Here is a 19,680-nt window from a genome sequence, read left to right on the forward strand (position 1 = left end):
TCACTCTATCCGGTGATGCCGTACGGCTCCGGCTCACGCCAGCGCTCAAACGGCCGGTCGAGTGTGTACTTGCCGTCCTCGCCCAGCAGCAGCATCCGTGTCTCGCCATTGCCGGGATTGGACAGCGACTCGAACTCCGCCACCGACCAGTGGAACCAGCGCATGCAGAACAGCCGCATGGTCAGCCCATGGGTGACCAGCAGGACGTTCGGTGGGTGGTCAGGGGCCTCGAAGCTGCGGAACAGGCTCTCCAGGAAGGATCCGACGCGGTCGTAGACGTCCGCACCGGACTCACCCTGGGCGAAGCGGTAGAAGAAGTGGCCGTAGGCGTCGCGGTAGGCCTTCTGGAGCTTGACGTCGTCCCTGTCCTGCCAGTTCCCCCAGTCCTGCTCGCGCAGTCGCGGCTCCTCCCGGACCCGCACCCGGTCGGGGTCGAGGCGCAGGGCCCGGAAGGTCTCGTGGGTGCGGCGGTACGGCGAGACATACACGCTGACCCGCTCCTGGCCGAAGAGCTCCCGCAGGTGTTTCCCGGTCTCCTCCGCCTGGCGCCACCCGGGCTCGGTGAGTGCCAGGGCATGGTCGGGCTCGCGTTCGTAGACGGTGTCGTCGGCGTTGCCGGCCGACTCGCCGTGTCGGACGAGGACGATGCGCCGCGGTCGTGCCATGCGTCGACCCTAGATCGGCGGGCCCTCGGGCGGGTCAGGCGGGTAGCACTCCGGACTCCATCCGGCGTATTCGCCCGGTGAAGCGGCCGCGCAGGAGCCGGTCGTGCGAGACGACCACGAGGGCTCCTGTCCACTGCTCGAGGGCTTCCTCCAGTTCCTCCACGAGAGCCAGTGCCAGGTGGTTGCCCGGCTCGTCGAGGAGGAGCAGATCCGCGGGCCTGGCGAGCAGCCGGGCCAGGCCGAGCCTCCGGCGTTGTCCGGCGGAGAGCGAGCCGACGGGGACATGGAGGTCCCGGGTGTGGAACAGACCGTAGGAGAGCAGCAGTTCGGCCTTCTCTTCGGCGGTGAGCGGCAGGCCTTTCCCGAAGGTCTCGAGCACGCGCTCCGCCGGGCGGTGCACCGGGATCTCCTGGGCGAGGTACCCGATCCGGCCCCGGCGGACGACGGAGCCCTCGTCCGGTTCGAGCACGCCTGCCATGGTGCGCAGCAGAGTGGACTTGCCCGCGCCGTTGCCGCCGTGGATGAGGAGCCGCTCGCCTGCCGACACCGTGAGCTCCTGGACGGAGAGCCGGTCCCCGACCCGCACGCCCCGCAGCGACACCAGGTCTCCGTCCACGGCACCTGTCTCCGGGCGCGCGGCGAAGCGCAGTGGCTCGGGCGGCTTGGGCACGGGGTGGTCGCGCAGTCGGCGCAGCCTCTCCTGCGCGTTGCGCACGCGCCCGGCGACCGAGGCCTGCACGCGGCCTCCCGCGCGGTCGTACGCCATCTTGTTGTTGTCCTTCATGCCCCGGCCACCAGCCACCGCGTGTGCCGTGGTCGCCGCGAACTCCTCCAGCCGTCGCGTCTCCTCACACCACTCCGCGTAGGCCTGCTCCCAGCGCCTTCTCGACGCCGCGCGCTCGGTCAGCAGGCCCTGGTACCCGCCTCCGTATCGCACGACCGCGCGGCGGGCCTCGTCCACTTCGAGGATCGCGGTGGCCACGCGCTCCAGGAAGGTCCGGTCGTGCGAGACCGCGACGACCGTGCCGTGGTGGGCCAGGAGGGAGGTCTCCAGCCAGTCGAGGGCGTTCTCGTCGAGGTGGTTGGTCGGCTCGTCCAGGAACATCACTTCGGGGGCGGCGGCGATCAAGCAGGCCAGGCCGAGGCGGGCCTGCTCACCCCCTGAGAGACTGCCCAGCTCCCGCCCGCGGTCCATGTGGGCGAGCCCGAGGCCGTTCATGGCCTTGTCGACGCGCGCGTCGGCTTCGTATCCGCCGCGCAGTTCGAAGGCCGTGAGCAGGTCGCCGTACTCGCTGAGCACCGCCTCGGATGCCGCGCCGAGGCTTCCCTCCAGCTCGCGCAACCGCCGCTCCATGGCTCGCAGTTCGGACAGGGCCGCGTCGATCGCGTCCCCCACGGAACGGTCCGCAGGCAGCTGCGGGGTCTGCGCGAGGAACCCCGCGCCACCCTCGGCAACCGTGACCACCTCACCGGCGTCCGGTTGGTCACGTCCGGCCAGGAGGTTCAGCAGGGTCGACTTTCCCGCACCGTTCTCGCCCACGATCCCGATGCGCTCGCCGGGCCGGACCGTGAAGGACACATCGCCGAGCAGGAGGCGTTCGCCCCTGGTCTTCGTCACGCCACGTACCGAGATTTGTGTAGGCATGGATCCCCCGTTCCCGTTCATGCGCTCCCGCACGCCGCAACCAAACGCAACGCTTGTCGCATTACGATGAGTGTGACACAGTCGCCCGCGCTAATGCAACAGCAGTAGCAGTTGAGTGATGATGTCAGCCCGGCGCAGGGCGGCCGAGTTCGCGGCCACGCCCGGCACAGCAGGAAAGACAGACCGGCACAGACGGACAGACACAGGCGAAGGAACGAGATGACGAACGAGGGCGTTCACGCCGACGAGCAGCCCGCACCCGGCACTCGCCGCCCCGGCGGCCGTACCGCCCGCACCCGTGCGGCGGTCCGCGACGCAGTCCTGAGCGGGCTCAGTGACCAGGGCTATCCAGGCCTGACGATCGAGTACGTCGCCGAGCACTCCGGCGTGCACAAGACCACGCTGTACCGGCGTTGGGGTGGCCTGGAGGGCCTGGTGGCCGACGCGCTCGACCTCGCGGGCGAGGACACCTGGACCCCGCCGGACACCGGCAGCCTGGAAGGCGATCTGCGCGCGCTCGCACATGAGGTCGTCGACGCGTTCACCGACGAGTCGAAGGCGGCGGCGCCGACCGCCTTCATCGCCGCCTCGTTCCAGTCCCCGCGCGCCGCCGACGCCCTGCGGGCTTTCTACGCCGAGCGGTTCTCCCGCTGCGAGGCCGTGGTCGCACGGGCCGTGGATCGGGGCGAGGCGGACCGGGACACCGACGCGGCGGCGCTCGTGCGCGCCGTCTCCGCGCCGCTGATGCTCCGTCTGTTCGTCACTCGGGAGCCGATCGACGGGGCGCTGGCCGACCAGTGCGCGGCGGCGGTGCTTGCGGCGACGCGCGCGGGGGCGTTCGCGAGGCGCTGAGTACGTACGGGCTGCCGCGAAGGGCCCGCGGAGCCGCCCTGCAAGCGATGCCCCGCACAACCCTCGTCCACCGCGACGACCCCGACCACGCACCCGGCACTGGCACTGATCGCGGCGACACCTCGCCGCCTCACACCATCAGAACGTCACACAGTCCACGAAGGTTCCAACTGGACCACGTCCCCCGCGATCGCCGCCACATCCGCCTCCGTCTGCGCGCGCAGCGCGAGCCGTTCCACCCGTTCCACGCGGTACTTCCCGTGCTCCGCGGCCGACTGCCACATGGAGAGGACCAGGAACTCATGGCCGGGGGCCTCCCCGAAGAGGCCGCGCACCATTCCGGGCGAGCCCGCCATGGCCGGGTTCCAGACCTTCTCCTGCATCAGCGCGAAGTTCTCCACCCGCGCCTCATGAACGCGACAGTGCGCCACCCGCACCACGTCCGCGTCCGTGAACCGCGGCTCGAACCCCGTCTTCACGTCGAAGCGGTGATCGAAGAGCTTGGCCTGCAGGTTCTTGTACGTCCCCACCTGCGCTGAGGCCAGCCGGTCGTGCGAGCGGGCCATGAAGGAGTCGTAGAAGGCGCGGCTCTCCCAGAACGCGAAGACATGCGCCACATCCGGTCGACCGCGACTCCATCCTCCGCCCTGTCCCCGGAACCCCGGCTCCCCCAGAAGCCCCGCCCACTTTCGCTGCGCCCGCTCGAAACCCCGGCGGTCCACCACGGTGCAGCGAATCCACTTGACCAGCACCGCGCCATCGTACGGCGCGGCGCGTGGCCAGGGTCACGCTCCGGCGTAGTGCACCCGGATCAGCTCGGCGAACTCGCCATCCTCCAACTCGATGCCGAACTCCCGCACGAGTGTGTTCCGCAACCCGCTTACAGGTACGTCGCATTCGTCACGGGATCCGTCGGGGCGCGTGCGGGCCAGCTGCGCGCCGATCAGCCGACTCCGCAACTCCGGGGCAGCCTGTTGCAGCACCGGGCGGCGAATGAACGGGGATTTGTGATGAGTTGAGGTGTAGTGATTCATGACTACGTAGTCGACGGGCAGGCACCGGGTGGGCGCGTACGCGTAAAGGTCGAACCAACCGGCGGAGTTCTGGGTGCGAAGCACCTGCACTCCTTCCTCTTCACTCCCGATGCCGAACCGCCACTCTCCTTGTGGTACGTCGACACCCGCACGCATCGGGATCGGTTCGAGCAGCCCGTCGGCTCCGAACCCGACATCGCAGTGCCACTGTTCACCGTCCGCTTCGACGTTCAGGAGCATGTGGGTCACCGCGCGCGTGGTGGAAGCTCCCACCCGGACGCGGGCGCCGAGTCCCTTGACGGGGAAGCCGATGCGCTCCAGGGCCGCGGCGAACAGCAGGTTCTGTTCGTAGCAGTAGCCGCCGCGCCGTCGGCGCACCATCTTGTCCTGCAGTGCCTCCAGGTCCAGCAGCACCGGCCGGCCGAGCATGATCTCGAGATTCTCGAAGGGGATCCCGGCCACGTGTCCTCTGTGGAGCGCGCGCAGCGTCTCGAGGTTCGGCTTCGCCTCACCCTCGTACCCGATCCTCGCCAAGTAGGCGTCGATGTCCAGTTCTTCCCCGTTCCAAGTCATGCGGTCAATGATCGCCAGCGCCGTCGCGCACGCAACCGGACAGTTCCTGGCACCGATGTCAGTGGCAGGCCTTAGCGTGGTCCGTAGCACTGACAACAGCACTGACAACGCACCAAGCACGAGGGGGAGTTCGTGAGCAACATCCGGAAGGGGCTCAAGAAGGTCGAGGTCGGGCTGAAGTGGGACCCGAGCCCCGCCGGGGCGTCGGCCCACGATCTGGACATAGTGGCCGCGACGTACACCAGCGACGACCCCCACGGCAGCCCCGCGTACCTCGTGCACTTCGACAGCCGCTCCCCGGACGGCACGATCACGCTCAGCAGGGACAGCAAGACCGGTCAGGGTTTCGGGTACGACGAGGTCATGGTCCTGGAGCTCGATCGGCTTGCTGAGAGGTATGTACGCGTAGTGGTCGGCGTAGCCATCCAGCAGCCTTCGGAGGGCCGGGTCTTCGGGGACATACTGAATGCCTCGTTCCGGATCCGCGAGGGGCACACGAACCTCGTCGAGCAGGACTTCACGGAAGTGGCCGATTGCACGGCCGCTGTGGTCGCCGAGTTCGCCCGGGACCAGCCGGGCGGGACCTGGGCGTTCCGCGAGCTGCTCCACGGCTTCGACACCGACCTGGCGTCCTTCACGGCCGCGATGGGCGGCGTCCGCTGAGACGAGGTGAGGGGCGGCGGGCCCGAAGGCCCGCCGCCCCTCACCTCACGGCGTCAAGCGGTCAGCTGCAACCACTGGTGGAGCCGCAGCCCTCGCAGATGTAGCACGAACCGGCGCGCTGCATCTTCGTACCGCAGGAGAAGCACAGCGGCGCGTCGGCCTGGATGCCCAGCTGCATCTCGACGAGCTCAGCACTGGTGTGAGCCTGCGGAGCAGCCGTCTCGGACTCCGGCTTCGGCGTGGCGACGGCCTTCAGGACCTCCGTCTGCCGCGGGGCGGACTGGGCCAGGCCCTCGACGTCGACATCCTCGTCGGCCGGCTCGTACGAACCGGTCTCCAGGTGACGCTGACGCTCCTCGGCGGAGTGGATGCCGAGCGCGGAGCGGGTCTCGAAGGGCAGGAAGTCCAGCGCCAGGCGGCGGAAGATGTAGTCGACGATCGACTGCGCCATCCGCACATCCGGGTCGTCCGTCATGCCGGCCGGCTCGAAGCGCATGTTCGTGAACTTGGAGACGTACGTCTCCAGGGGCACGCCGTACTGCAGACCGACGGAGACGGCGATGGAGAAGGCGTCCATCATGCCCGCGAGGGTCGAACCTTGCTTGGACATCTTCAGGAAGACCTCGCCCAGACCGTCGTCCGGGTAGGAGTTCGCCGTCATGTAGCCCTCGGCACCGCCGACCGTGAAGGACGTGGTGATGCCCGGACGACCCTTCGGCAGACGCTTGCGGACCGGGCGGTATTCGACCACCTTCTCGACCGCGCTGCGGATCGTGCCCTCGGCCTTCTCGGCGATCTCAGCCTTCTCCTCCTCCTTCTTCTTGGCGGAGAGGGGCTGGCCGACCTTGCAGTTGTCGCGGTAGATCGCGAGCGCCTTGACGCCCAGCTTCCAGGCCTCGAAGTAGACCTCCTCGACGTCCTCGACCGTCGCGGTCTCGGGGAGGTTGACCGTCTTGGAGAGCGCGCCGGAGATCCACGGCTGGATGGCCGCCATCATCCGGACGTGCCCCATGGCGGAGATGGAGCGCTCACCCATGGCGCAGTCGAAGACCTCGTAGTGCTTGGTCTTCAGGCCCGGGGCGTCGATCACATTGCCGTTCTCGGCGATGTGGGCGACGATCGCCTCGATCTGCTCCTCCTGGTAGCCGAGGCGACGCAGGGCCTGCGGCACGGTGCCGTTGACGATCTGCATCGAGCCGCCGCCGACGAGCTTCTTGAACTTGACCAGGGCCAGGTCGGGCTCGAGACCGGTCGTGTCGCAGGACATGGCGAGACCGATGGTGCCGGTCGGCGCGATGACCGAGGCCTGCGAGTTACGGAAACCGTTCTTCTCGCCGAGGCGCAGGACGTCCTGCCAGGCCTCCGTGGCGGCGGCCCAGATCGGGGTGTCCAGGTCGTCCATGCGGACGGCCGAGGCGTTGGCGTCGGCGTGCTGCTTCATGACGCGCTTGTGCGGGGCGGCGTTGCGGGCGTAGCCGTCGTAGGGGCCGACGACCGCCGCGAGCTCCGCGGAGCGCTTGTACGAGGTGCCGGTCATCAGCGACGTGATGGCACCGGCGAGGGCGCGGCCGCCGTCGGAGTCGTACGCGTGGCCGGTCGCCATCAGCAGGGCGCCCAGGTTCGCGTAGCCGATGCCGAGCTGGCGGAAGGCGCGGGTGTTCTCGCCGATCTTCTGGGTCGGGAAGTCCGCGAAGCAGATGGAGATGTCCATCGCCGTGATGACCAGCTCGACGACCTTGGCGAAGCGCTCGGACTCGAACGACTGGACGCCGTTGCCGTCGTCCTTGAGGAACTTCATCAGGTTCAGCGAGGCGAGGTTGCAGGACGTGTTGTCCAGGTGCATGTACTCGCTGCAGGGGTTCGAGCCGTTGATACGGCCGGACTCCGGGCAGGTGTGCCAGGCGTTGATGGTGTCGTCGTACTGGATGCCCGGGTCGGCGCAGGCCCAGGCGGCCTCGGCCATCTTGCGGAAGAGCGACTTGGCGTCCACCTCCTCGATGACGTCGCCGGTCATACGGGCGCGCAGGCCGAACTTGTCGCCGTTCTCCACGGCCTTCATGAACTCGTCGTTCACACGGACCGAGTTGTTGGCGTTCTGGTACTGGACGGACGTGATGTCGTCGCCGCCCAGGTCCATGTCGAAGCCCGCGTCACGCAGCGCGCGGATCTTCTCCTCTTCCTTGACCTTGGTCTCGATGAAGCCCTCGATGTCGGGGTGGTCGACGTCGAGGATGACCATCTTGGCCGCGCGGCGCGTGGCGCCGCCCGACTTGATCGTCCCTGCGGAGGCGTCGGCACCCCGCATGAAGGAGACCGGACCCGAGGCGTTGCCTCCGGAGGACAGCAGTTCCTTGGAGGAACGGATACGGGAGAGGTTCAGGCCGGCACCGGAGCCGCCCTTGAAGATCATGCCCTCTTCCTTGTACCAGTCGAGGATCGACTCCATGGAGTCGTCGACGGACAGGATGAAGCAGGCCGAGACCTGCTGCGGCTGGGGCGTGCCGACGTTGAACCACACCGGGCTGTTGAAGCTGAAGATCTGGTGCAGGAGGGCGTACGCCAGCTCGTGCTCGAAGATCTCGGCGTCGGCGGGCGAGGAGAAGTACTTGTAGTCCTCACCGGCCTTCCGATACGTCTTCACGATGCGGTCGATGAGCTGCTTCAGGCTCACTTCGCGCTGCGGCGTGCCGACCGCGCCGCGGAAGTACTTGCTCGTGACGATGTTGACCGCGTTCACCGACCAGAAGTCGGGGAACTCGACGCCCCGCTGCTCGAAGTTGACCGAACCGTCGCGCCAGTTGGTCATGACGACGTCACGGCGCTCCCAGACCACCTCGTCGTACGGGTGCACGCCCGGGGTCGTGTGGATGCGCTCGATGCGCAGGCCCTTGCCGCCCTTGGGTCCCTTCGCGCGCGAACCTCGCGCGGGGCCGCTCGTCGTCTCGGTCATGCCGCCTCCCTGTATCAGGCTAAAACGCCCTGAAGTGCCACGTTCTTCCCGCAGCACGGTGTGTGTCTTGTGTCGCGGGCACCACTGGGGGCGACCACGACAGGTCTGGTTCGCCGTCGGACCGTGAAAGGTCAGTCGCCGGCGGTGGCAGGCTGCGGGACTTCGGCAGCCCCACCGGGCCCGCGGCCGGTCGCGTCAGATTCCGCTCCGGAGCCGTCCGGCGCGGCGTCGCGCCGCTCCCTCAGCTCTTCGACCGCGGCCTCGAAGTCCTCGAGCGAGTCGAACGCCCGGTACACGGACGCGAAGCGCAAATAGGCGACGAGGTCGAGTTCCTGCAGCGGGCCGAGTATGGCCAGTCCCACGTCGTGGGTGGTCAGTTCGGCACTTCCGGTGGCCCGGACCGCCTCTTCGACGCGCTGGCCGAGCTGCGCCAGCGCGTCCTCGGTCACGGGCCGCCCCTGGCATGCCTTGCGGACGCCGTTGATGACCTTGGTGCGGCTGAAGGGCTCGGTGACGCCGCTGCGCTTGACGACCATCAGGGAGCAGGTCTCCACGGTCGTGAAACGACGCGAGCAGTCCGGGCACTGACGGCGCCTGCGGATCGACGTGCCGTCATCAGTGGTGCGGCTGTCGACCACGCGGCTGTCGGGGTGCCTACAGAAGGGGCAGTGCATGGATCTCCCAACCCTCCTTCATGGCACGACACAGAGGCCTCCAAGGACCCTTGGGCCCCTCGAAGCAGCCCCAAGCATAGGCGATGCCCGCGACCCCGGAAGACCGGGGACCACAACTTCTAGGCTGCGGTCGCAATCCAACCACTACATCTGGGGTTTGCTCGTCATCCTCGGCGCGACCGCGTGTCGCGGCGCCCGCCGGAAGGGCGGTCACGGAGCCACCGGACGGGCGGGCGTGCGGGCCTTCGCCGACGCCACCCGAGAGATCCCAGTACCTGGTTGAAGGAGCACCGAATGGCACTATGGGAGCCTCACTCGGCAGGGCCTGGACCCCGGCGGTGAAGCGTACCGTAATGAACCGAAATTCCTTTCGGCCCGAACGTCAGCCATACACCCAGACACATGATCAGGGCAGGGAATCTACGATTTTTCACTCGAACGTGTGTTTGGCGCAACCTTTCGAAAGCAACTACCGTTGGCTAACTAGGGAGAACATCTCGAGAGGGGCCGACCGACGTGACCACCACCGCAAACAGCGCCACCATCACTGCCCAGGACCGCTCCCAGAGCCGATTCGAGCCGGTGCATGCCATGAATGACACAGCCACGAACCAGGAGGGGCCCAAGCCCACGCGCTCCCTGCCGGGCCGACCTCCAGGAATCCGCGCCGACAGCTCGGGACTCACCGATCGCCAGCGCCGGGTGATCGAAGTCATCAGGGACTCGGTGCAGCGGCGTGGCTACCCGCCGTCGATGCGGGAGATCGGTCAGGCGGTCGGCCTCTCCAGCACCTCGTCGGTGGCCCACCAGCTGATGGCTCTCGAGCGCAAGGGCTTCCTGCGCCGCGACCCGCACCGCCCGCGGGCCTACGAGGTCCGGGGTTCGGACCAGCCCAGCACCCAGGCCACGGACACCACGGGCAAGCCGGCCGCTTCGTACGTCCCCCTGGTCGGCCGCATCGCGGCGGGCGGCCCGATCCTCGCCGAGGAATCCGTCGAGGACGTGTTCCCCCTCCCCCGCCAGCTCGTCGGCGACGGTGAGCTGTTCGTCCTGAAGGTCGTCGGCGACTCCATGATCGAGGCCGCCATCTGCGACGGGGACTGGGTCACGGTCCGCCGGCAGCCCGTCGCCGAGAACGGCGACATCGTCGCCGCCATGCTCGACGGCGAAGCGACCGTCAAGCGCTTCAAGCGCGAGGACGGACACGTCTGGCTCCTGCCGCACAACTCCGCGTACCAGCCGATCCCCGGCGACGAGGCGACGATCCTCGGCAAGGTCGTCGCGGTCCTGCGTCGCGTGTGAGCCTCCGCCCCTGACACGGGCCCCGGAACCTACTGCGCCGGTTCCGGGGCCCGTCTCTTGTGTTCTCGCCGCTGCGCAGCGCGCTTCTGCGCGTCCTGGCCCTGCTGCGCACTGGCCTCGTCGCGCCGTAGGCCGCGGCCTACGGCTCAGCCCCGCCGCTACGACGGCCGCGCGCCCCCGGACCGCCGCCCGCCCCCGCGATCCAGCCGAACGCAAACGGGCGTCGGACTACCCCTCCGAGCCCTCGCCCGCCTCCGGCCCCCCTGCTCCCGCCGACGCCTCGGCGGCCACCGCTGCCGCGTCGATCGCCGCCAGAGAGCGGCGCACCTGGTTCCGGTCCGTCGTGTACCAGAACTCCGGCAGCGAGGCCCGCAGATAGCTCCCGTAGCGCGCGGTGGCCAAGCGTGGGTCCAGGACCGCCACCACACCGCGGTCCCCCGACGCCCGGACGAGACGACCGGCGCCCTGGGCCATCAGCAGCGCGGCATGGGTCGCCGCGACCGCCATGAAGCCATTGCCGCCCGCCTCGTCCACAGCCTTCTGCCGGGCACTCATCAGCGGGTCGTCGGGACGCGGGAACGGGATCTTGTCCATGATCACCAGCTGGCAGTTCGCGCCCGGTACGTCGACGCCCTGCCAGAGCGAGAGCGTGCCGAACAGACACGTCCGCGCGTCGGCCGCGAATCCCTTGATCAGCTCGCCCAGCGTCTCCTCGCCTTGCAACAGGATCGGCATGTCGAGCCTGCCTCGCAGCTCCTCGGCCGCCGCCTGGGCCGCCCGCATCGACGAGAACAGTCCGAGCGTCCGCCCGCCTGCAGCCTCGATCAGCTCGGTGAGCTCGTCCAGCATGTCCCCGCGCGTACCCTCGCGCCCCGGACGTGCCAGGTGCTGTGCGACGTACAGGATGCCCTGCTTGCGGTAGTCGAAGGGAGAGCCGACGTCGACGCCCTTCCAGACGGGCGCGTCCTCGGTGTGGGTGCCCTCGGGAGACAGCCCGAGCGACGCCCCGACGCCGTTGAAGTCACCGCCGAGCTTGAGCGTGGCGGACGTAAGGACCACCGAGCGGTCGGTGAACAGCTTCTCGCGGAGCAGGCCCGAGACGGACATCGGAGCCACCCGCAGAGAGGCACCGAAGCGGTCGTGGCGTTCGTACCAGACGACGTCGTACTCGGAGCCGTTCGTGATGCGCTCCGCCACGTCGTGGATCGTCTCCACGGATGCCAGGGCCTGCTTGCGGACCACGTCCTCGTCCTGAACGGACTTGTCGCGGGTGGAGCCGAGCGCGGAGATGACCGTCCGAGCGGCGTCACGCAGCGCCATCAGGGCATAACCGAGGTCTTCGGGGACCTCTTCCAGGCGCCCCGGCAGTGCCAGCTCCATGAGTCGCTCGAAGCCCTCAGCGGCCGTCTGGAGCTGATCTGCCGCCTTCTCGTTCACCAGCTTCGCCGCGCGCCGCACCGCGCGGTTGACCTGCCCCGGGGTGAGCTCGCCGGTGGCGACACCGGTGACACGGGACACCAGCTCATGGGCCTCGTCCACGATCAGCACCTCGTGCTGGGGCAGGACGGGGGCGCCCTCGATGGCGTCGATCGCGAGCAGCGCGTGATTGGTGACCACGACATCGGCGAGCTTCGCGCGCTCACGGGCCATCTCGGCGAAGCACTCCTGGCCGTACGCGCACTTCGAGGCGCCCAGACACTCTCTGGACGAGACGGACACCTGCGCCCAGGCACGGTCGGAGACGCCCGGAGTGAGGTCGTCGCGGTCGCCCGTCTCCGTCTCGTCCGCCCAGTCCCTCATGCGCAGCAGATCACGGCCGAGCTTGCTGGTGGGCGTCGCCGCCTCGAACTGGTCGAACAGTCCCTCTTCCTCGTCCTGCGGCACGCCCTCGTGCAGTCGGTGCAGACAGAGGTAGTTCGACCGGCCCTTGAGCATCGCGAAGTCGGGGCGGCGGCGCAGCAGCGGATGCAGGGCGTCCACCGTCCGCGGCAGGTCGCGCTCGACCAGCTGGCGCTGGAGGGCCAGGGTGGCCGTCGCGACGACGACCCGCTCCCCGTGCGCCAACGCGGGCACCAGATAGCCGAGGGACTTTCCGGTGCCGGTGCCGGCCTGGACCAGCAGGTGGGAACCGTCGTCGATCGCCTCGGCGACGGTCTCGGCCATGGTCACCTGGCCGGGGCGCTCCGTACCACCGACGGCGGCGACGGCGGCGTGCAGGAGCTCGGGGAGGGAGGGCTTCGTCATAGCTCGACCACCCTACGGTGCCCCACTGACAACACTGCGATCAAGGCTGATGGAGGGGGTTGGCCACGGTCCCGTGGACGGCTGCGTGCGGGCGCTCGGAGCGGTCGCGGTAGCCGTCGAGGTGGAGCCGGTTCCGGTTCAGGCTCAGGCGCGCGATACGGGGTGTGAGCAGGTCGAATGTCTCGTACCGCTCCTTCAGCTCGGGGGCGCGGGCCTGGTGCCGAAGGATCTCGGCCCGCACGAGGGACCAGAAGTCGGCTTCCGGGACGCCGAGTTGGTCCTCGCACAGCGGTGCGAGGTAGCGGAAGACGCCTACGAAGAGCCCGGCGTGGATGAACTGGGTCAGGAACGCCGGCGGCTCGGTGAGCAGGATGTCTCGGACGTCGTCGGGCATGGAGGCGTGCTCCGGAACAGGCTCCGCACTGACGTTGACGTCGTCCACGAAGTCCTTGACCGCAAGGCGCACGGGGACGTCGTTGTCGTCGAAGACGACGATGGTGTTCTCCCCGTGAGGGGAGAACACCGTTCCGTAGCGGTAGAGGAACTGCAGCAGGGGCGGCAGCAGGGCAGCGAACAGATGCGTCAGCCACGCGGTGGGCGTCAGCCCGGAGCGGGCGACGAGCTCCGTGACGAAAGCGCGGCCCTGGGGATCGGTGTGCAGAAGCGCGGCGAGGGTGCGGGCGCGCTCCCCGGGCGCGAGGTAGCGCGTGAGGGGCTCGCGCCAGATCGCTCCCAGCAGTTCTTTGTACTGGTAGGGCACTTCCGGGAGCGAGTCGTAGACGGGGTGCTCGACGGCAACGGAGGCGACCTCGCCGAGGAGGATCACCCGGCACTCGTCCCGAAGGAACGGATCGCCGTCGCGCAGGGCATGCACCCAGGAGGTGACGGCCGAGGCGGCGACCGTCCGCTCGGTGGGCAGACCGCGCCACACGAGGGTGTTGAGAACCGACAGCGGGAGCTTGATGGTGTGCCGGTCGGGACGTGTGGTGTTCAGGAACGTCCGGATCGACTGCTGGGGCAGGCGCAGATCGCCGTCGCTGGGGAGCGGGACGATGGTGCCGGCGGCGACGGACGGGGCGAACAGGGGCAGCACGACGTCGTCCCACTGCCAGGGGTGAACGGGCAGGTAGAGGTACTCCCGCGGGTCGAGGCCGCGTGCGCCGAGTATGGCCGCGTAGGACTCGCGTGTCTCCGCGTCGAGCTCGCGCGCGTAGAGGTCGTCCGCGGTGTCCAGGCCCGGCACGCCCCGGTAGGTGGCGATGCTGTGGTGCACGGCGATCCAGGGGATGGCCGTGTCGGTGCGGGCTTCGGGTGCCCAGCGTGCGGTGTCCGTCGCGGAGAAGCCGATGCGGCCCTTGTTGAGGACGAGCCAGGGGTGGCCCGTCTGGTGCCCTTCGAGCTCCGCGTAGCCGAGGTCGGCGAGCTGTGCGGCGCTGAGCGCTCCGTGGTCGAGGCGAGTGTCGGCGCTCAGCGTCGCGGTCAGTTCGCGGATGAGGTGGCCGAGGGTGGCGCCGTCGAGGTCCAGGGTGCGGCGGGCGACGGTCAGGAAGCGCAGGGGGTCGGCGCAGGGAGCCGGGCTGCCGGTGGCGTCGGTGAGCGTCAGGCTCGCCGGGGCCACCCGCCAGCTGCCGTAGGCGCCGCGGTGGGCGCGGAAGGTGAGGCGGGGGCGGCGCTCGCCGGGCGTGGCGGGTTCGTCGAGAAGCAAGGTGTACGTGTCCGCGGCGTGCCGCTCGCCTTCCGTGACACCTGCCTCACCTCCTCCGGCAGTCCCCCGACTGCCTTCCTCGCGTCCCCTGCCCCCGGCCTCGCCTCCTCGGCGGTCGGCGCTCACCGCCACAGCTGGTACCGGACTGAGGATCTCTTCGTACGCGAACTCGCCGACGATCTTGGCGAGGAGTCGGCGCCCGGCCTCCTCCCAGCGTTCCGCGGTGAGCTCAGGCGGGTCGTAAAGGGCGTCGGGGTCGTTGGGTGTCGCGGGATCGGAAAGATTCGGCACGGGGACTCCTCGGGGAGGGAACCGGATCGGGTCGAGCGGTGTATCAGAAGTGAGCGGATCGAAAAGGGGCGGGCTGAGCGGGTCACAGCACGGCGCGCAGAGCCCGGTCGCGGACCATGAGCGCCGCTCGTTTGTCAGGGAGGTCCACCTCGGCGGCGAAGCGGAAGCCGGCGCTGAGAAAGGCGGAGACGGAGGGGGTGTTGCGCAGGTCCGGTTCGGCTACGACACGTGCGCAGGAGGGCCGGTGATCGAGTACGAGATCGGCGACGGCCCGCAGCAAGGTGGTACCGAGGCCCCGGCCACGATCGGCGACGCCGCCGACGAGGAGGTGGATTCCGGTGTCGTGAGGGCGTGCGGGGTAGTGGCGGGCCAGTGGGTCGAGGTCGGCGCGGTAGATCTCCCAGTAACTCATGGGGGCGCCGTCGAGGACGCCGAGGCAGGGCACGCTGCGTCCGTCGCCGTCGAGCTGGGGGCGCAGGTGGTTCTCCGTGACGGATGCCGGTCCGGCCAGTTCCCAGAAGGCCGCCACGGCGGGGTCGTTCATCCACCTGCTGATCAGCGCCAGGTCGCGTTCGATGCGTACGGGGACGAGTTGGAAGACGCCCGCGTCGGTGGTGGCCGGGCTCCATGTGGCCACGTGGTCGAGCAGGTCGCTGCGGGGCGGGCCGGGCTCGGTGGCCGACACGTCGTCCGAGCCCGCTGCCGCGTCGGAGGTGAGGGGCGCCGTGTGCCCACCGCAGTCGGCGATCAGCACGACGAGATCGTCGGGCAGCCGCAGGTCCAGGGTGTCTTCGCAGTCCGGGGTGCCCGCGGTGGCGGGATCTGTTCCGGCGTCGGTGCTCGCGTCGGTGGGAGGCACGGCGTCGCTCCTCTCGGAGTGGATGGATTCGGCAGGGGTGGGGCCTGGTCCTCAGGAAGGGGTCATGGTCATCGGCGGGGGAAGGGGGCGTGGTCCGCGGTGGCGCAAACGAAGTGGTCTCGGCCGCTGTGGAGCTGGGGGTCCCTGGCGAGGTTCGGAAAGGTGGAGCGGGCTACTTGTGGAGGGGATTCGAGATGGTGACGTAGACGGATTGGGTGTCGACGGGGCCGACGAGTTCGTCGAGCCCGTGCAGGCGGGTCAGGAGGTTGGCCTTGCACCGCAGCACGGGTGAGTCGAGCAGTCGGGCGGGCAGTGGGGTGCGGAGCCGGTCGGGGCCGGAGGCGACGTCGAGGAGGAAGCGGCGGAACGCGGCGAGCAACAGCCTTTCGTCGGCGAGGCGTTCGGCGCCCAGGGCGCCGATGAGGCCGAGGACGTTGTTGACGCCGAGGTAGTAGGCGAAGCGCTCGTCGGTGACCTCGTCGGACACGAAGGTGTCGCTGTGCCGGCCGATGCCGGGGAGCCGCCTGTCCAGTTCGGCGCGGCGGGACTCGCGGAAGTAGTAGCCCTGGTTGTCGCGGTAGCGGCCGCCCGTGGGCCAGCCGTCGGGGTCGAGGAGCAGCAGGGTGTTCTGCTGGTGGGCTTCGAGGGCGACGCCTGCTTCGCTGTCGAGCCAGAGCACGGGGCGTACGACGTTCTGGAGGTAGCGCAGGAACCACTCCGTGGCGACGGCTCCTCGCGGACGGCCGGTGTGTCCGGCGAGCCGGGTGATGATCGCGGCGAGCCGGGAGTGCATCGGCGGCCGGTCCTGGCCGGTGGGCTGGGCGGGCGGCCTGGGTGAGACGAGTCCGGCGACGCAGGCCACGTCGTCGCCGGGGCGGAAGGGGTTGTGCCGGATCATCACGTCGAACCCGGCGACGGCTTCTCCGTCGGCTCCGGTGACGGCGAGCCAGGCCGGGTCACGGATCACGTCGAACCCGGGGTGGGCCGCCTGCCACTGCTCGGCGAGGCCGCTGCGCAGCAGCCGGTGGACCTCGACGCCGCGGTGGAGTTCTTTGCGGAGGTTCTCACGACGGGAGTTGGTGATGCGCAGGGCCAGCGACAGCTTCAGCATGGCCGGGGCGCCGGAGCGGTAGAGCGTGCGGACGGAGGAGGTGGGGTGCCAGGGAGCGCCGTGCGGGCCGAGGTCCTTGAGGAGTCCGGCGTCGAGCAGGGCGGCGGTCTCGGGGCGGTGGCGGAGTTCGCGGATCTGCCACGGGTGCGCGGGGAGGACGGCGTGGTTGTCGGGCAGGACCAGGTCGGGGCCGGCGAGGCGGATGGCGAGCTGGTCGGCGGTGACGGTGCGGCCGCGTTCGGTCCAGGCCGAGTCCATCGCGAGCACCGAGCGGTCGACGGCGAGCCAGTGCAGCGGGAAGGCGCCGCGCAACTCCGGTGAGTAGAGACGGGATTCGGTGTCGGAGAGCCCTTCGCGGCTCTTCGGGGTCGGGTGCAGCGGGTGGCCCAGAAGCAAGGACTGTTCGGCGGCGAGGAACAGGTCGGGGGTGTCGCTCGGGTTGTTCCTGCGGTCGGCGATGAAGTCGGCGGTGCGGCGGACGGAGTCGGCGACGCGGGCGACCAGGTCGGCGCCGCCGACTGCTTCCGAGGGCTCGGGGGCTTCCTTCGGCTCGGTGGCCGCCGGGGATTCGGTGGCCGTGGGATCGGTGGCTTCCTCCGGTTCGATGGCCTCCGCGGGCTCCGTGGCCTCCCCGGGCTCGACGGCCTCCCCGAGTCCGAGGACTTCGGTCTCGGCACCATCGGTTTCGGTGGCTCTCCGAGGGGTTCCGGCCGACGGACCCGCCGACGGCGACTGTGACTGCTCGGGGTCGGCCTGAGCCTGGGGGCCCGATGCGCCCGTGCGGGCTGTCTCGCGGCTCAGGAGGGCGGCGACGGTGACGGCGTCGACCGGTGGTGCGGTTGCGGGGCCGTCCTGCAGGCAAGGGGGGCCGAAGCGGTGCCAGCCGGTCGGGGACCAGTAGTCCACGGGGACGAGGAGGGCGGTGCCGCTGGCTTCGAGGGGGATGCGCAGGGATCCGTGTTCCGGTGGGGCCATGTCGTTCTCGCGCACCCAGCAGCGCAGCAGGTTCTCGACGGCCGCGGCCTGGGCCGCGGTGTGCGGGTCGGGGTGGTCGAGGAGGTCGGTGGTGCCGTGGCGCAGTCGCTCGGCCTCCTGGCTCCTGCCTTTCTGCCGCGGGACCGTACTGGCCTCCGCCGTCTGCGGGGACTGCGCGGACTGCGTGCCGCACGCTCCCGGTGAGTGCGGTTGGGGACGGCCGTCGGGGGCGGGGGTGGCGTTCAAGAGGGTTCCTTGTGTGGTGATCGGGCTCCGTTTGGCGACGGGCGGTGGTCGGCGGGACGGGTGGCGGAGTGGGCACGGGGTGGGACGGGGACGGCAGCGGCTGGGAGGGGGTGGGGTGGCTGCGGCTGTCGTCAGGTCGATCGGTGGGTGCCCGGCTCGGTCAGGGGACGTGAGTCGCGGTCGTCATAGGTGGTCCGGTGCGAGTCTGCCGCCGGTGGTGCGGCGGTGGGAACGCTCCGCAGCGGTGAGGGCATCGGCGAGTCGGTCGAGGACCGCGGTCGCCTGTTCGTCCGTGATGGTGAGGGGAGGCAGGAGACGCACGACGCTGGAGTGCCGTCCGCCGAGTTCGACGATGAGCCCGCGGCGCAGGCACTCGCGCTGTACGGCGGCGGCCAGTTCGGGGGCCGGAGGGTGCGGGCGGGCGTCGGGAAGGTCGTGCGGCTGGTGTTCTGGAAGGTGATTGTGCCGGGGTGGGTATTGGGGGTTGGCCGGAGGTGTGACGGCCGTGGGGGCGTGCGAGGTGTCCGAGACGTCCGGGGACGGTTCCGTCGTGTCGACCAAGTGCTGTGGGTGGGGGGTGGGTTGGGCACCGGGGCGGGCGTGTTCCAGGTCGACGAGTTCGATGCCGAGCATCAGGCCGCGGCCGCGGGCGTCGCCGACGCAGGGGTGGTCGGCGGCGAGGGAGCGCAGGTCCGCGAGCATGCGGGTGCCGAGGGTGGCGGCGCGTTCGGCGAGGCGGTTCTCGCGTACGTGGGCGAGGGTGGCGGCGCCTGCGGCCATGGCGAGTTGGTTGCCGCGGAAGGTGCCCGCGTGCGCGCCGGGAGGCCAGACGTCGAGGTCGTCGCGGTAGACGACGACGGCGAGGGGCAGGCTGCCGCCGATCGCCTTGGACAGGACGAGGACGTCGGGGACGACGCCGCTGTGCTCGATGGCCCAGAAGGCGCCGGTGCGGCCGACGCCGGTCTGCACTTCGTCGGCGATGAGGGGGATCCCGCGTGCGGCGGTGATGTCGCGCATCCGGCGGAGCCAGGCGTCGGGCGCAGGAAGGACGCCGCCCTCGCCCTGGACCGGTTCGACGATCATGGCGGCGGGGGCGGGGACGCCGGACTTGGTGTCGTCGAGAAGGCTTTCGGTCCAGCGGGCGGCGAGTTCGGCTCCGTTCGGGCCGCCGATGCCGAAGGGGCAGCGGTAGTCCTGGGGGTACGGCAGCCGGGCGACGCGGACGTCACGGGCGCCGCCGGAGGCTTCGAGGGCTCCCGCGGTCATGCCGTGGTAGGCGCCGGTGAAGGCGAGCAGGCCCTCGCGGCCGGTGGCCATGCGCGTGAGTTTCAGGGCCGCTTCCACCGCGTCGGTGCCGGCGGGGCCGCAGAACTGGATGCGGGCGCGGTCGGCGAGGGCGGGCGGGAGCGTGCGGAACAGCTCGGTGGTGAAGGCGTCCTTGACGGGGGTGGCCAGGTCAAGGACGTGGAGTGGGGCTCCGGAGTCGAGGACGCCGCGGATGGCTTCGAGCACGACGGGGTGGTTGTGGCCGAGGGCGAGTGTGCCCGCGCCGGAGAGGCAGTCCAGGTAGCGCTGTCCGTCGGCGCCCTCGATGGTCATGCCGCGGGCCCGTACGGGGACGATCGGAAGAGCACGCGCGTAGGTGCGCGCGGCGGATTCCCGGGCGGACTGGCGGCGCAGGATCCCTTCGTGCGCGCCCCTGAGCGGGCCTCCACTCCTTTCGCCTACGCATGAAGCGGTTTCGCCTGGTTGTGCACCTGTTTCACCTCGTTGCGCACCCGTTTCGCCTCGTTGTGCACCTGTTTCGACAGATTCACCACTAAAGCAGCCGTCTTCACGAGACCCACTCGCCCCACCAGAAGCTCCAGAATCAAAAGCCCCAGACATCCCA

Annotated in this window: 14 protein-coding genes; 3 read left to right on the forward strand and 11 right to left on the reverse strand. The window is 69.9% G+C overall.

Features of this window, described 5'->3' with window-relative positions; all coding sequences use genetic code 11:
* Positions 1–5: 5 nt before the first annotated feature.
* Together QUY26_RS09385 and QUY26_RS09390 are read right to left on the reverse strand one after the other, a co-directional pair.
* Positions 6–665 carry a histidine phosphatase family protein gene (locus QUY26_RS09385; RefSeq protein WP_289944964.1) on the reverse strand — a complete coding sequence of 220 codons (660 nt, stop codon included), beginning with the start codon at positions 663–665 and terminating at the stop codon, positions 6–8.
* A gap of 34 nt (positions 666–699) precedes the next feature.
* Positions 700–2,310, reverse strand: a complete 1,611-nt coding sequence (locus QUY26_RS09390; protein WP_289944966.1) for an ABC-F family ATP-binding cassette domain-containing protein — start codon at positions 2,308–2,310, stop codon at positions 700–702.
* Positions 2,311–2,529: 219 nt separating this feature from the next.
* Here QUY26_RS09390 and QUY26_RS09395 point away from each other — a divergent pair, with 219 nt between their 5' ends.
* Entirely contained in the window at positions 2,530–3,162 is a 633-nt protein-coding gene (locus tag QUY26_RS09395; protein ID WP_289944968.1) for a TetR/AcrR family transcriptional regulator, read from the forward strand.
* Between the two features lie 146 nt (positions 3,163–3,308).
* On the opposite strand, the gene QUY26_RS09400 is transcribed toward QUY26_RS09395, so the two are convergent.
* Complete coding sequence (locus tag QUY26_RS09400; RefSeq protein WP_289944970.1) at positions 3,309–3,914, reverse strand: YdbC family protein; 606 nt, start codon at positions 3,912–3,914, stop codon at positions 3,309–3,311.
* Between the two features lie 33 nt (positions 3,915–3,947).
* A complete protein-coding gene (locus QUY26_RS09405) occupies positions 3,948–4,889 on the reverse strand; it encodes an arylamine N-acetyltransferase family protein (protein ID WP_354670677.1) in 942 nt (313 codons plus the stop codon).
* A gap of 12 nt (positions 4,890–4,901) precedes the next feature.
* Between QUY26_RS09405 and QUY26_RS09410 the strand changes: the two genes are divergently transcribed.
* The gene (locus QUY26_RS09410; RefSeq protein WP_289944972.1) at positions 4,902–5,432 is read left to right on the forward strand and encodes a TerD family protein; all 531 of its coding nucleotides are present in this window, start codon (positions 4,902–4,904) and stop codon (positions 5,430–5,432) included.
* A 61-nt stretch (positions 5,433–5,493) separates the two neighbouring features.
* Here QUY26_RS09410 and QUY26_RS09415 read toward each other — a convergent pair whose 3' ends face one another.
* On the reverse strand, positions 5,494–8,382 hold the full coding sequence (locus tag QUY26_RS09415; protein WP_289944975.1) for a vitamin B12-dependent ribonucleotide reductase: 2,889 nt from the start codon (positions 8,380–8,382) through the stop codon (positions 5,494–5,496).
* 131 nt (positions 8,383–8,513) lie between these two features.
* Positions 8,514–9,056: a transcriptional regulator NrdR gene (nrdR, locus tag QUY26_RS09420; RefSeq protein ID WP_289944977.1), complete on the reverse strand. Its 543-nt coding sequence runs from the start codon at positions 9,054–9,056 to the stop codon at positions 8,514–8,516.
* A 516-nt stretch (positions 9,057–9,572) separates the two neighbouring features.
* Here nrdR and lexA point away from each other — a divergent pair.
* On the forward strand, positions 9,573–10,358 hold the full coding sequence (gene lexA, locus QUY26_RS09425; RefSeq protein WP_289944979.1) for a transcriptional repressor LexA: 786 nt from the start codon (positions 9,573–9,575) through the stop codon (positions 10,356–10,358).
* Between the two features lie 228 nt (positions 10,359–10,586).
* On the opposite strand, the gene QUY26_RS09430 is transcribed toward lexA, so the two are convergent.
* The 5 genes from QUY26_RS09430 to QUY26_RS09450 form a co-directional block, all read right to left on the reverse strand.
* Entirely contained in the window at positions 10,587–12,602 is a 2,016-nt protein-coding gene (locus tag QUY26_RS09430; RefSeq protein ID WP_289944982.1) for an ATP-dependent DNA helicase, read from the reverse strand.
* A 40-nt stretch (positions 12,603–12,642) separates the two neighbouring features.
* The gene (locus QUY26_RS09435; RefSeq protein ID WP_289944984.1) at positions 12,643–14,598 is read right to left on the reverse strand and encodes an IucA/IucC family protein; all 1,956 of its coding nucleotides are present in this window, start codon (positions 14,596–14,598) and stop codon (positions 12,643–12,645) included.
* Positions 14,599–14,680: 82 nt separating this feature from the next.
* On the reverse strand, positions 14,681–15,457 hold the full coding sequence (locus tag QUY26_RS09440) for a GNAT family N-acetyltransferase (RefSeq protein ID WP_289944986.1): 777 nt from the start codon (positions 15,455–15,457) through the stop codon (positions 14,681–14,683).
* 172 nt (positions 15,458–15,629) lie between these two features.
* Complete coding sequence (locus QUY26_RS09445) at positions 15,630–17,789, reverse strand: IucA/IucC family protein (RefSeq protein WP_289944987.1); 2,160 nt, start codon at positions 17,787–17,789, stop codon at positions 15,630–15,632.
* A 183-nt stretch (positions 17,790–17,972) separates the two neighbouring features.
* Entirely contained in the window at positions 17,973–19,676 is a 1,704-nt protein-coding gene (locus tag QUY26_RS09450; RefSeq protein WP_436840296.1) for a diaminobutyrate--2-oxoglutarate transaminase family protein, read from the reverse strand.
* Between the last annotated feature and the right edge of the window lie 4 nt (positions 19,677–19,680).

Source organism: Streptomyces flavofungini (assembly GCF_030388665.1).
Lineage (GTDB): Bacteria > Actinomycetota > Actinomycetes > Streptomycetales > Streptomycetaceae > Streptomyces > Streptomyces flavofungini_A.

Coding starts and splice junctions, on each gene's coding strand:
- nrdR (WP_289944977.1), bottom strand. CDS start 9,056: ATGCACTGCCCCTTCTGTAGGCACCCCGACAGCCGCGTGGTCGACAGC.
- QUY26_RS09415 (WP_289944975.1), bottom strand. CDS start 8,382: ATGACCGAGACGACGAGCGGCCCCGCGCGAGGTTCGCGCGCGAAGGGA.
- QUY26_RS09385 (WP_289944964.1), bottom strand. CDS start 665: ATGGCACGACCGCGGCGCATCGTCCTCGTCCGACACGGCGAGTCGGCC.
- QUY26_RS09390 (WP_289944966.1), bottom strand. CDS start 2,310: ATGCCTACACAAATCTCGGTACGTGGCGTGACGAAGACCAGGGGCGAA.
- QUY26_RS09450 (WP_436840296.1), bottom strand. CDS start 19,676: ATGTCTGGGGCTTTTGATTCTGGAGCTTCTGGTGGGGCGAGTGGGTCT.
- QUY26_RS09430 (WP_289944982.1), bottom strand. CDS start 12,602: ATGACGAAGCCCTCCCTCCCCGAGCTCCTGCACGCCGCCGTCGCCGCC.
- QUY26_RS09395 (WP_289944968.1), top strand. CDS start 2,530: ATGACGAACGAGGGCGTTCACGCCGACGAGCAGCCCGCACCCGGCACT.